Origin of the sequence: Enterococcus sp. AZ128, assembly GCF_051714485.1 — a bacterium.
Classification (GTDB): domain Bacteria; phylum Bacillota; class Bacilli; order Lactobacillales; family Enterococcaceae; genus Enterococcus_A.
The window spans coordinates 1,589,921-1,602,674 of the sequence record NZ_JBIORZ010000001.1; the positions used below are offsets into that span (position 1 = coordinate 1,589,921).

Annotated in this window: 11 protein-coding genes; 1 reads left to right on the forward strand and 10 read right to left on the reverse strand. The window is 37.4% G+C overall.

Annotation, left to right across the window (positions count from 1 at the left end):
* The first annotated feature begins 61 nt into the window (after positions 1 to 61).
* Positions 62 to 784 carry a MurR/RpiR family transcriptional regulator gene (locus IGI38_RS07800; RefSeq protein WP_438728550.1) on the forward strand — a complete coding sequence of 241 codons (723 nt, stop codon included), beginning with the start codon at positions 62 to 64 and terminating at the stop codon, positions 782 to 784.
* Here the strand turns inward: IGI38_RS07800 and IGI38_RS07805 are convergent.
* The 10 genes from IGI38_RS07805 to IGI38_RS07850 all read right to left on the reverse strand — a co-directional run bounded on the left by IGI38_RS07805 (position 781) and on the right by IGI38_RS07850 (position 12,752).
* The gene (locus IGI38_RS07805) at positions 781 to 2,160 is read right to left on the reverse strand and encodes a gluconokinase (RefSeq protein ID WP_438728552.1); all 1,380 of its coding nucleotides are present in this window, start codon (positions 2,158 to 2,160) and stop codon (positions 781 to 783) included. The genes IGI38_RS07800 and IGI38_RS07805 overlap by 4 nt on opposite strands.
* Positions 2,157 to 3,056, reverse strand: coding sequence for a phosphogluconate dehydrogenase (NAD(+)-dependent, decarboxylating) (gnd, locus tag IGI38_RS07810; protein ID WP_438728554.1), 900 nt, complete (start codon positions 3,054 to 3,056; stop codon positions 2,157 to 2,159). Before gnd ends, IGI38_RS07805 begins: the two co-directional genes overlap by 4 nt.
* An 84-nt stretch (positions 3,057 to 3,140) precedes the next feature.
* On the reverse strand, positions 3,141 to 4,472 hold the full coding sequence (locus IGI38_RS07815; RefSeq protein WP_438728556.1) for a 6-phospho-alpha-glucosidase: 1,332 nt from the start codon (positions 4,470 to 4,472) through the stop codon (positions 3,141 to 3,143).
* A gap of 2 nt (positions 4,473 to 4,474) precedes the next feature.
* The gene (locus IGI38_RS07820) at positions 4,475 to 6,088 is read right to left on the reverse strand and encodes a PTS transporter subunit EIIC (RefSeq protein ID WP_438728558.1); all 1,614 of its coding nucleotides are present in this window, start codon (positions 6,086 to 6,088) and stop codon (positions 4,475 to 4,477) included.
* Positions 6,089 to 6,281: 193 nt separating this feature from the next.
* Positions 6,282 to 7,382: a YncE family protein gene (locus tag IGI38_RS07825; RefSeq protein ID WP_438728560.1), complete on the reverse strand. Its 1,101-nt coding sequence runs from the start codon at positions 7,380 to 7,382 to the stop codon at positions 6,282 to 6,284.
* A 281-nt stretch (positions 7,383 to 7,663) separates the two neighbouring features.
* The gene (rbsK, locus tag IGI38_RS07830; protein WP_438728562.1) at positions 7,664 to 8,578 is read right to left on the reverse strand and encodes a ribokinase; all 915 of its coding nucleotides are present in this window, start codon (positions 8,576 to 8,578) and stop codon (positions 7,664 to 7,666) included.
* A gap of 54 nt (positions 8,579 to 8,632) precedes the next feature.
* Positions 8,633 to 9,580 (reverse strand): nucleoside hydrolase, encoded by a 948-nt coding sequence (locus IGI38_RS07835; RefSeq protein ID WP_438728564.1) that lies wholly within the window; start codon positions 9,578 to 9,580, stop codon positions 8,633 to 8,635.
* Between the two features lie 27 nt (positions 9,581 to 9,607).
* Complete coding sequence (locus IGI38_RS07840; RefSeq protein ID WP_438728566.1) at positions 9,608 to 11,056, reverse strand: MFS transporter; 1,449 nt, start codon at positions 11,054 to 11,056, stop codon at positions 9,608 to 9,610.
* A gap of 54 nt (positions 11,057 to 11,110) precedes the next feature.
* Positions 11,111 to 11,920 carry an energy-coupling factor ABC transporter ATP-binding protein gene (locus tag IGI38_RS07845; RefSeq protein WP_438728568.1) on the reverse strand — a complete coding sequence of 270 codons (810 nt, stop codon included), beginning with the start codon at positions 11,918 to 11,920 and terminating at the stop codon, positions 11,111 to 11,113.
* The gene (locus IGI38_RS07850; protein WP_438728570.1) at positions 11,910 to 12,752 is read right to left on the reverse strand and encodes an energy-coupling factor ABC transporter ATP-binding protein; all 843 of its coding nucleotides are present in this window, start codon (positions 12,750 to 12,752) and stop codon (positions 11,910 to 11,912) included. The genes IGI38_RS07845 and IGI38_RS07850 overlap by 11 nt, the downstream gene beginning before the upstream one ends.
* Between the last annotated feature and the right edge of the window lie 2 nt (positions 12,753 to 12,754).

Below are 12,754 nucleotides of genomic sequence, written 5' to 3' on the forward strand. Positions count from 1 at the left end.
ATTACCATTAGTGTATAATACAAAAGTAAAGGTTTCATTATTTCATTTAGGAGGTGCAGGAATGGATCTAGAATTGATTACAAAAGGAAAACAGTTATCTGATAATGACCGGACAATTTTGATTTACTTAGCTGCTCATGTATACGAACTGGATGGCGTATCCTTAAGAAAAATTGCTGCAACACTTTATACTTCGCCGGCGACTATCGTACGCTTAGCTCAAAAATTAGAATTCTCCGGCTATTTAGAACTATTTTACTTTTTGAAAAATCAATACAGACCACAAAATCAATTCGTTGAAGCAACAGTTGATATATCGATTCCTACAGAAAAAATTGCTCCTTCGATTCAAACCATGAAGAAAATATACCAAGAAAATCAAGGCAAGTTCATCACTATTTATGCTACAGGGTTCTCAAGTATCATTGCTGAATATCTTTACAAAAAACTATTGGTAAATGGCATCAAGACCCTGTTCGTTAATGCGGCAGATTCATCGGGAATCATCAATAACAACGCCGAAAATATCAGTATGCTGATTGTCATTTCTAAATCAGGCGAAACTCAGAAGGTCATTGAAAAAATGCACTTTTCCCAAGAGCGAAAAATCCCTGCGATTTTATTAACCGGAAACAGCCAATCCCGTGCAACTGAATCTGCGACGATTATTTTTGAAGTTTCGGATGAACGCCCCTTAGACAGTCAAAATATCAAATATAATAGCTTCTTCGGAAAATTATTGCTATTGATGGAGTACATTGTCGAAGAATTCACCCAAAACTAGTACTCAAAATAGGTTTCAGCGATCTGTTTATAAGTTCCAGACTCAGATGAATCAGGTGTAAAGACTTGTTGGCTCTCTCCCACCATTAATTTGGGCTGCTCTAATAAATAATACAAACCAAAAATTGGTTCATTTTGTTGAGCTTGGTAGCATTTCACACCAATAATATCTGCGGTTAGTTGTCCTAAGATCGATGTTTGGAAGAAACCACCGCTAACCGATAGTTCTTTCCCCTTTGCAACAAGGTCAACTAATTGGCGAATATTCAGCAAAACGCCTTCAATCACACTCCGCAACATATCACTTCTGGTATGCTGCAAGGTCAGATCGTAAAATCCTCCCTTAATCGCATTGCTCCAATAAGGAGCTCGCTCCCCATTCAAGTAAGGCCAAAAACGTAGTCCATTTGCTCCTACTACTGTTTGTGTTAGTAATTCTGGCAATTCATCATAAAATGTCGTTGGATTTTCCGCTAAATGCTCTGCAGCCCAAGCTAAAACGACCCCGCCATTATTCGAAGGTGCCCCACTTACCAGCAAACCTTCTTTCAAATAGTAACAGAAATTTTGTTTCTCCTGATCTAGCTGAATGTCAGTACAGATTTGACGAACGGCCGCACTGGTTCCAATAGTTAAACTAGCGGTTCTACCCGTAGAATAGTAACTGGCATATGCAGCCAATGTGCCATCACTTGCGCCAATAATTACTCGAATAGTTTTAGAAAAACCAAATAAATCACGTATACTCGGCAATATTTTGAAGACTTCATTGGTATCTGCTAACAAAGCCAGTTGTTCTATCTTAATGTTCAGATAACCAAGTATTTCTTCGCTCCATCTTTTCTCCTGTAAATCAAACAAGCCCGTAGCAGAAGCAGTCGCATAATCAATGGCTGATACTCCTGTAAAATAGTCCATAATCATTTCCTTGATTCCGTACCAATGAATCTCAGTCGGATATGCTTTAATTTCTTGAAAATGAAGCAACTTAGCAAATGATGACATCGCATGTATTGGTGTACCAGAGATTTCATAAAAATAGGGAGCCATGTCTGTTAGTTTAAAACGTTCTATACTTGCAGCTGATTGAAGATCGGACCACAAAAAAATTTGTTTTTTCCCATCATCAGGCATCAAGCTATGCATCGCTGTACTGAAGCTGATTGTAGCGATTTGGGCGCGAAGTGATAAGGGAATTGCCAAAATACCAGCTTGCAAAATCATTAAAAGTTCACTTCCATTTTGATACTTAATGCGATCATTACCATAGGTCTGAAGCGGTAAATCACTCGAATAAAGCAACTCATTCTCCTGAATCACCCCCAACTTAATTGCTGTCGTTCCAATATCTATTCCTAAAAATACTGACAAAATCATTCATCCTTTACATAGGCGTGACCGCCAAACTGATTACGCAATAATGCGACAAGTTTCTCACTTATCTTATCACAATCTTCGGATGCAAAGCGCGTCATAAGTGATTGAGTGATTACCGGAAGATTAACTTTTAGGCGTAATGCTTCTTCAACTGTCCATTTTCCTTCCCCTGAGGATGGAATCGTTCCTGCGATTGTATTTATATCTAATGGTTCTTGATAGATTTTTTCTGTTAGTTCCATCAACCAAGAACGAATGACTGATCCATGATTAAACACTTGTGCCACTTCCTTCATCTGATAATTATAAGGACTGTGATGCAGTAAATTGAAGCCTTCACCAATTGATTGCATCATTCCATATTCGATACCATTATGAACCATCTTAAGATAATGGCCACTTCCCGCTGGCCCGCCATATACGAAACCTTTTTCAACACATAAATCATTAAATAGCGGCGTTAATTCTTCAAAAACAGATCGCTCTCCACCAACCATCATGCACGCACCATTTCTGGCTCCTTCCACACCACCGGAAGTTCCAATGTCAATGAAATGAACACCTTTATCCCGGCAATAATCAAAGTTAACTAGACTATCCTGATAATGAGAATTTCCAGCTTCGATCAGAATATCTCCCACGTTTAAATTATTGGCTACTTTCATTACCATATTATTGGTTAACTCTCCGGCTGGCAGCATTAACCAAACAATCTGACGCGCTGCTTTATCTAGTAACAAACTCTCAATATCAAAATAGAATTCTCCGCCCAATTCAAATAGTGCTGTACCAACCTCAGGATCAATATCAAATCCTTTTACTTGATGTTGATGTTTCAATAAATTTTCGGCGATCCCCATCCCCATTTTTCCTAAACCAATTATTGTGATCTCCATCGTCATACCACCTAAAATTTTTAGAAAAAGGGATCATAACAACAACGTATCCACTTAAGTCGCTGCTGTTACGTCCCTTATTAATTAATATAGTTTTGGCCAGGTATCACCATTTTCAATAATTAGATCATCCAATAGTTCTTTGGCGACCTGTGCACTTGGAACTGTTTTAGATAAGGTTAACGCCTGCCACATTTTTTGATAACTATTTTCTACATAAGCTTCAACAACTATTTTTTCAACCGTGACCTGTTGGATCATTAGTGCTTGCTGAAAAGCTGGAATTTGTCCTTGAGTTAACGCTTCAGGTCCATCTGTTCCAACAATACATGGAACTTCAACCATTGCATCATCAGGGAAATTCGCGATCGCACCATTATTTTCTACGATCATTACCATGCGTTCATGGGTATTGAAGGCGATGGCTCGAGCCAAGTCAACGATGAAGGTCGCATGAGCATCAATATCAAAAGCAATCCCTTCTGCGGATTGATTCGCGATAATTTGACGTGCATGATCGAAGACGTTTTTTTCTCGTCCTTCCATCACTTCATTGGCACGAGTGAACTCTGGATGATTCTTCATATGCTCAAAGACATAATCAGGGTACAAATAATATTTCAAATAGGTATTCGGTAGGTATTCTGGCGTAACCGCTAAAATATCTTTAGCCTTTTTGTGAGTTTCCTGCCAGCTAGGATCTGTATGTTGAGTATCCACCTCAACTTGAGTCAAATAACCATGTTCAGAAACATAAGCACGAATTTGATCAAGATACTCATGACCCTCTTTGTCCTTGACGCTGGTCCACCAACCAAAATGATTCAAACCAAAATAGCTTACTTCTAATTCTTCTGGTGTCTTGCCAATGATCTGCGACATCCGACGTAAAGTTCCTACCGGCATATCACAAATATTCAAGACTTTTGAATCGGGCCTTAATACGCGACAAGCCTCCGCCACAATTGCCGCTGGATTAGAATAATTCAACATCCAGCATTCCGGCGAATATTTTTCCATATAATCGATAATCTCCAGCATGCCAGTAATACTACGCATACCGTAGGCGATTCCACCAGGTCCACAAGTCTCTTGTCCAAAAACACCATGACGCAATGGGACTTTTTCATCCTTCTCACGCATCGCATATTTTCCTACACGAATATGAGCCATACAGAAATCGACATCTGTGAAAGCAATTTCTGGATCAGTCGTATATAAGAAGTCAATCTCAGGTGCCTGCTCTTTTAATAAAATCTCTAAAGCCTCACCAAGAATCCCTTGCCGATTGCCATCATTATCATAGAGTTTCAGTGTTCGTAATGGAAAACGCTCCAAATTATCTAACATCATCATGACGATTCCTGGAGTAAAGGTACTCCCACCGCCGGCAATTACTACTGAAAAATTTTTCATCACTATTCGTCTCCTCCATTGTCTCTGCCTAAATATTTCTCTAGTTTTTCCCGGACCTGAGGCACTGTTAATCCGTAGACCACGTGGACATTTTCGCCATTGCTAATAACGCCTTTTGCTTGGGTCTGATTTTTTAATAAGCCCTCATCCACTAATTCTGGTTTCGCTAGCTTCAATCTCAGACGAGTGTAGCAATTATCAATCGTCTTAATATTTTCTGCGCCACCTAGTCCTTCCACTATTTTCCCTGATAATTCTTCATCCGATGTGGGAGCTGCTAAAGCACCTTCAGCTGGAACTGAGGAGTTTTTCTCGTTATACTCCTTTTTCGAATACAGCTTCGTCTCTTGATCCTCGTCTTCACGTCCAACCGTTTTAAAGTTGAACTTAACAATCAAGAAGCGGAAAATAAAGTAATAGATGAAGAAAAAGGCAACTCCAACTAAAAGATAGATTGGCCAGCGGGTCTTCTCTGTTCCTAATGGAATGTTATAAAGCAGAAAGTCGATAAACCCATTCGGTCCGATCGCCCGTGAACCAAAGATATTCAATGCCACCATACTCAATCCGCTCAATGCTGAATGAATGACGAACAATACGGGAGCCACAAACATAAACGAAAATTCGATCGGTTCTGTTACTCCGGCAACAAACGAAGTGACCACCGCAGGAATCAGAATGGCTTTCACTTTGAACTTATTCTCTGGTTTAGCCGTTTGATACATCGCTAGGCAAGCACCAATCAGACCAAACATTTTTGAGATTCCTCGTGCATCCCAAATCACACTTTGGGATAACACTCTCACAGCTGGATCAGCAATTTCGGCAAAATAAATATTTCGTGCCCCTTCAAATACTTGACCTCCGACTTCAGCTACACCTCCAAGTGAGGTATATAAAAACGGCGTATAGATCAAATGATGCAATCCAGTTGGAATCAATAAACGTTCTAATGAACCATAAAGGAAGATTCCAAAATTACCTGTTTGTTGAATAACTCCGCCTAAACCGTCAATCCCTTGTTGAATAACAGGCCAAACAAATGAAAGTCCAATTGCTGCAATTACTAATACTGGTATCAACACAATAAAGACAAAACGTGCGCCACCATATACTTGAAAGGCATTATTGAATGTTGTATCTATAAAACGATTGTGAATTAACGCAACTACTATACCTAAAATAGTTCCTAGAAAAACCCCCATGTCCAATACCTGAACACCTAAAACTAACGTTTGCCCAGAACCTTGTAATTGATCAGGAGTCACTAGCATATCTCTAAGCTCCATAAATTTGTTCATCGCATACAAGAAAACTAAATAACCGAGCAAAGCGGTAAAAGCTGCCTCAGCTTTTTTCTTATTTGCCAATCCCAAAGCAATTCCCACACAGAAAATAACCCCTAGATTTGTTAAGACCGGCAATAGTGCCGCGGACAAAATACTGCCAAACCCCATCGTAATCGGATTATCTAAAAAACCGAACATCTCAATCAATCGCGGATTCGTAAAAACGTTTCCAATCGCGATCAGAATACCGGCTATCGGTAAGATCAGCACAGGAACAAACATTGCTTTCGAAAATTTTTGCATGCCATCCATGATTTTCGTTTTCATCACTTTATCTCCTTCTTTTTATGATGTGTTCAGTATACGGGGCACAATTATAAAAATAAATGGATACCGCTTACAACTCAACCCGTTTCACTATCTGAAACACATTTCATAAGCATTGTGACATAGAAAAAGAGCTTCCTGGATAGGAAACCCTCTTAACTCAATACTTTATCCAAATCACGCGTCTAAGAAACTATTTTTGATCTTGCTCTTTTTTTGACAATAAATCAGTAATATCTAATTGGATAACGTGATCTACTAATACTGGATTTCTTGTTCGATACGGCCAGGCTCCACCTTCAAAAACAGCAAAAATCTGATCATTCGCTACAGATATCTGCTCAATATAAGGCGGTGTGTCAATCGCAAATGCTGCGTCTTTTATAGAGAAAAAATCATCAACCTTATTAAGATCAAAAAAGTAGATTTTCCCTGATCGATCAGGTCCCCATGATTGCGACATTATCAAATAATCTTTATAAAAAGCGATTCCTTGGATCATATCCAACGTTTTCCAAGAACCTAGCGAACGTGCAAATTGAGATGACAGAACAGGTGTCATACCCGAATACTCCCTCTTTCCTTGATCAAAACTAGAGATTTTTTCATCAGCAGCTATCATTAAATCACCTCGACTATTTAGACGATAGGTCGCCATACGTCCATATTCACCTAGCGTAAAATAGCCTACGACCAAAACACCAGAGTTATAAGTCAGAGCTGAGGCATGAGAAAGTTCCTTTAGTAATATCTGTTGATGATATGAAATAACACTGCCATTCTTAAGCTGATAAGATTCTAATTCCTTCAAGTCAATGGAGGCCAGACCTGCAAGTGGTCCACCAGTTGTGACCCAAACCCGTTGATGCTTCGGATCATAGGCTATCCCACCAAGATGTGGGCGTCCCGGCAAGACAACCGTCTTAATAAAATGATGGGTTTGACGATCCAATAGATAGATTACGGAATGATCTTGATGATCGTGACTATAGGCAGATATTAAAAGATACTTTTCTGTCACGGTAATTCCCTGCGGTGTCATCGTTCGACCGTCTACAATATCATTCGTTCCTAATCTGAGTGTCTTCGCGCTATACAATCCCGGAATTTTATACATTCCAAAATCATCGTACTCTCTCTTGCCAGAAAAAGCGGCGTGATAAAAGTATTCATATGGTTTAATATTTTCTTTCTGGTGATTGATAGTCAGTCCTTGATGATCTGCTTTTACACTTAATGGAAAAAAGAAAAAAGAGAATAAAAGAAAAATACTTCTGAATACTTTTTTATACATATCAAATCTCCTAGTCAGATTACTTTTAAAACAGTTCTCACAAGTTTTTCTAAGAAAACAATATCAAATATTTCTAGAAACAACAAATAAAGTATCAATACATAAGCAAAAACGAGCTCCACATATTTAGGAAGCTCGTTAAAATATACTAATATTTCCAACTGACTATTTTGAGTTCTTAACAATTTTAATCCTACATCATGTATTTACTAAAAATTTTACCCCGTTAATTTTAAAAATATTCAGTTTCATATTTTACTTGCAACTTATTCCGTCAAAACTTATTGAATCATTAATTCTGTTTTATATGGAATAGACGGTTGAGCACCGTATCGTTGGACTGTCAGCGAAGCGGCTTTACTTCCATATTTTATTGCTTCTTCAATATTCTGTAAATCATGAGACAGTTTTGATGCAAAGGCCCCAATGAATGTATCACCAGCTGCAGTTGTATCGACTGCGTTTACCTCAAAAGCTGGTACAAAGCCTGATTTACTTTCTGCGATAGAATAGAATGATCCTTTACTTCCTAGTGTGACAATCAGAATCTTAACACCTAACTCATGAATTTTATTAGATGCCTTAACTAAATCACTTTCACCAGTAATTTTAATGCCAACAATTGTTTCTAATTCGATTTCATTTGGTATTAAAATATCCGTTGCTTGAATAATTTTTTCAGGCAACTTTTCAGGTGCAGGAGCAGGATTAAGAATTGTAGAAGCAGAGCCTTTCTGAGCAATTTCAAAACTTTTCTCAATACTCTCAAGATTCGTTTCCAATTGAGCAACCACATAATCACTCGTGGAGATCATTTTTTGATTCTCTAAAATATGTTCATTAGAAATTTCTTGATTGGCTCCACCATAGATTACAATACTATTCTCACCACTATCATCAACAGTTACATAAGCGCTACCGGTTCTAACGCTGCCTAACTGATCAATTCCTGAAGTATTAATCCCATCTTGTTCAAGCAAATTTACAAGTGTTTTTCCACTGTCATCATTTCCTACAGCTCCTATAAAATTCACATGCGCACCACTTCTGGCTGCTGCAATTGCTTGGTTTGCTCCTTTTCCACCACCGTTCGTAAATACTTCTTTTGAATGAATTGTTTCACCCGGTTTTGGAAATTGTTCTGTACGAATCGTTGTATCTAAATTAATGCTTCCCACTACAGTAATCTTATTCATCTCTGCACTTCTCTCCAATTGTCTTCGCTTACATGTATTCAATAATAGATTATCTTACGAAAAATATTTGATCGTTTCCATCGTCAAATTTCTAAATTTTTCTAAATCAAGATCAAAAGCAACTTGAACATTTTTGTCTTTTTTATAGACATCGTCATAATCAACCACCGTACTACCTAGTGCTAATGTGTCACTGGTCTCTACCTGTACATTCATTGGATATACAGTAAACATATCTGGATCAATTACATAAGCGACAGCACATGGATCATGCATATGGATACCCTCAACGTGAGTTTCATCAGCCCAAAATGGTCGTGTAGTTGTTAAATTGAAAAAATCTAATAGATCAGCCATTGTCATAGCTACTTTATTTCCGATAGAACGAATTTCCTTGATATCATCTTCGAATAATTGAGCTTTTAATGTCACATCTAAACCAAACATGGCAACTGGAACGCCTGATTTAACAACAATATCTGCCGCTTCAGGATCAACATAAATATTAAATTCTGCATGAGGTGTCATATTCCCACCAAAACAGGCCCCTCCCATAAAGGAAATCAGTTCGATTTTCTCTTTTAGTTCAGGATGTGATAACAAGAAAATCGCAATATTTGTTAATGGTCCTGTAGCAATCAGAGTAATCTTTTCATCTGATTCTCTTAAAATTTTTGCCATCAGATCGTTCGCTGAAATATCCAAATCCTCAATAGTAGACTCTGGCAGTTCAGCACCATCTATACCTGATTCTCCATGAACATCATCTGCAATAATCAATTCCCGACGCAACGGCTTCTTCGCACCTCTTGCAACAGGTATTCCTTCATTTTTTGCAAGTGTTAATAATCTCTTCGCATTAATGTATGTCTTTTCTGGAAGTTGATTACCGGCTGATGTAGTAACTGCTAATAAATCAATGTTTTCTGAAGCAATAGCCATCAATAACGCTAATGCGTCATCATGCCCTGGATCACAATCTAAAATCACCTTTTTTACCATTTTGAATCCTCCAATGCTTTATTATTCCTATTTAGTTTGTTGAATTTTTTCACCATGAGTGTAAATCATTTTTTTGGTGACAATGAATATCATAAGCGCTACTAAAACTATTACTCCGCCAATTAAGAAAATATTGGCATATGTTGAAGCGGCTCCTGCTGCTGAACCGACGACACTACTACCGGACATAACACCAGAAGACATCATACCTCCAAATACGGCGACACCAACTGACCCAGTGATAGCCTGTACCAAATCATTGACACCTAATACACGCCCAGATTCCTCAGGAGAAACTGTCAAAGTTGCTGTATCTACAATTGGTGAGTAAAAGAATGAAGTTCCAAAATAATAAATACATGGCGCAAATGCCAGTGCCCAAACTTTACCGTGAGGAATCGCAAATGCAATAGCTAACAACCCTAGACCCATAAAAGATAGTGCCATAATAATAGCAGCTGAACGCCCAATCTTCTTAACAACAGGCCCACAGACGAATCCTAAAACAGCAGCCAATAGAATCGATCCCACTAACAACAATGAAACTTCTGCCGAATCAATTCCGAAAACATTTAGTCCGATAGCGTTGACTCCTGCATTTAATGTGTAGCTGAAAAAATATCCAATGAATATGACTGACATTGTCGCAATCAAGGCAGGATTTTTTAAAAATTCAGGAGTAATAAAAGGATTTTTCGCTTTATTAATATAAACGATAAATAATACTAATGTTACAACAGATGAGATGGCCCAAAATGCATTCATATCAGTGAAGAACATAGTCATCGCACCAGCAAATGCACCAATCAAGATGAAGCCAATCCAATCAATATTAGCCCCTTCTGCGCGTTCATCAGGTAAATTTTTTGCTAATGAAGGAATAAATAAAATAGAAATAATTGGAACAGCAAACAGCCAACGCCAATCAATTTTCGTAATGTACCCAGCAGCAACAACTCCTAAAGCAGCTGAAAAACGGAAAACGGCAACAAAAATACCATAATAGATAACGCGATTTTCTTTAGCGATATACTTTGATACTAAAACTAAAAAGACCGACCCTGCTACTTGTCCACCAGCTGACTGTAGAACACGAGCAATAACAACTGCCCAAATACTGCTAGGTCCAAATCCAAATCCAATGATGGAACCTAAAACAAAAATAATTACTCCAAATAATGTCATTTTCTTCAATGAAACAAAATCACCCAGCGCCCCATAAACTACACAGACGATTCCCAAAATAATTCCTGGAATTGAAGTAATTAGAGGTGCCAAATTAGCAGCTCCCAATTGTTGACCAATATTGACAAAAATCATACCAAAAGCTTGTTGCTCCAAAATACCAAAAGTAAATATCAATAAAATCAAAGGTATAGCTTTTTTTGCCATTCGATTCATTTTTTCAAACTCTTTACTTCCCTCTTCTGGTATCGGAACACCTATAATTTTCTCATTTTCTTTTGTTGCATCCATACTTTTATCCCCGCTTTCTTAATATATATAAAGGGTAACTTCACCCATTTATCTTTACTCAACTCTCTTTTTCTCAAAAACTTGTTGGAATTCGTCCTTATTAAAAACAGGTTGTGAAAATCCTAATTTTTGTCCCACTCTTGTAATTGGTGGCGGACTTATATGGCTTGCTTTTAAGATATCTGGCGTAGAAAAAATTATTTCTTTTGTGTCTCTCTTTAGAATTTTTCCTTTTGACATGACAACTATTTGATCGAAATTTTTTACAACAAATTTCATGTCATGAGTAATTGTTAGGCAAAGTTGATTATTTGATTGTAATGCTGCAATAATCTTAGTTAATCGCTGATTCCCCAGAATATCTTGCCCGCAAGTAGGTTCGTCTAATATGATTACTTCAGGATTCATCATGAGAATAGATCCGATTGTGCAGAATTTTTTCTCTGTCGCATTTAAATCGAATGGATGGACAGAAAGTTTATCAGTTAATCCTACTAAATCAGAAATCTTTTCTAACCTTTCATTAATTTCTCTTTTCGATATTCCCTGTTGTTTTGGTCCGAATTCAAATTCTTTTCTAACACTTTCCAAAAACAATTGATTATCTGGATTTTGAAAGACATAACCAATTTTTCGAGACCAGAAGGCTGTTGTGTGTTTCTCAATGTTTTCACCATTGATCAATAATTCACCTTCGGTAGGTCGCAATAGACCGTTTAGATGCTTAACAAAGGTTGTTTTTCCAGCACCATTTTGACCAATGATTGCAATTGGCTCTGTTCCTTCAATTACTGTACTAATACCATTTAACGCAATATCTCCAGAAGAGTACCTATGTATGAGATTTTTTATTTCAATCTTCATTCATCAGCACCTCCTGAAATCTTCTAACAGCTTGTTCCTCAGTAAGAATAATCGAATTGGAAAGATAATCTTTAGTTAATTCATAATAATCAGGTACACTCACATCATATTTCATTAGTTTTGGATTTCCAAAAACGTCTTCTGGGGTATCATTAAGCACTAAATTTCCATCTTTCATAACTAGAATTCTATTTGCTAAACTAGCTACTTTTTCCATGTCATGATCTACCATTACGATTGTCATGCCTTCACGATTTAGCCTTTTAACCGTTTTCATAATTTGCTGACTCCCTACTGGATCTAGTTGAGTAGTACATTCATCTAAAATTAAAATTTGAGGTTCTAAAATAATTGCAGCAGCAAGAGCTACTCTTTGGACTTGCCCTCCTGATAGTTCTAACGGGTTTCTATTTAGTAAATCAGTAATCTGTACTATTTCAGCTACCCTATTGATTTTTTCAATCATAACTTCTTTCACTATTCCTCTATTTCCTAATCCAAAAGCCAACTCCTCACTTACTGTATCAGCCGTATAAGATAATTGATTAAACGGATTTTGAAAAACTAGCCCAACCGTTTGTGATAATTCACCCACTCCAAGTTCTGAGATGTTTTCCCCCTTAATCCTTATTTCTCCATCTGTATGACCAATAAAATAATTCGGGATTAATCCAGCTAATGCATTACATAAAGTCGATTTACCAGCACCGTTTGCTCCAATTATCGCGACAAAATCTCCTGTTTGGATTTCAAAATTTATATTTTTTAAAGCTACCTCAAAAGCTTCATTGTATCGATAAGAAAAATTTATTGCCTCAACCAATTTATTCATCT

Coding starts and splice junctions, on each gene's coding strand:
- rbsK (WP_438728562.1), bottom strand. CDS start 8,578: ATGAATAAGATTACTGTAGTGGGAAGCATTAATTTAGATACAACGATT.
- IGI38_RS07820 (WP_438728558.1), bottom strand. CDS start 6,088: ATGAAAACGAAAATCATGGATGGCATGCAAAAATTTTCGAAAGCAATG.
- IGI38_RS07845 (WP_438728568.1), bottom strand. CDS start 11,920: ATGAAGATTGAAATAAAAAATCTCATACATAGGTACTCTTCTGGAGAT.
- IGI38_RS07805 (WP_438728552.1), bottom strand. CDS start 2,160: ATGATTTTGTCAGTATTTTTAGGAATAGATATTGGAACGACAGCAATT.
- IGI38_RS07850 (WP_438728570.1), bottom strand. CDS start 12,752: ATGAATAAATTGGTTGAGGCAATAAATTTTTCTTATCGATACAATGAA.
- gnd (WP_438728554.1), bottom strand. CDS start 3,056: ATGGAGATCACAATAATTGGTTTAGGAAAAATGGGGATGGGGATCGCC.
- IGI38_RS07835 (WP_438728564.1), bottom strand. CDS start 9,580: ATGGTAAAAAAGGTGATTTTAGATTGTGATCCAGGGCATGATGACGCA.
- IGI38_RS07840 (WP_438728566.1), bottom strand. CDS start 11,056: ATGGATGCAACAAAAGAAAATGAGAAAATTATAGGTGTTCCGATACCA.
- IGI38_RS07815 (WP_438728556.1), bottom strand. CDS start 4,472: ATGAAAAATTTTTCAGTAGTAATTGCCGGCGGTGGGAGTACCTTTACT.
- IGI38_RS07825 (WP_438728560.1), bottom strand. CDS start 7,382: ATGTATAAAAAAGTATTCAGAAGTATTTTTCTTTTATTCTCTTTTTTC.
- IGI38_RS07800 (WP_438728550.1), top strand. CDS start 62: ATGGATCTAGAATTGATTACAAAAGGAAAACAGTTATCTGATAATGAC.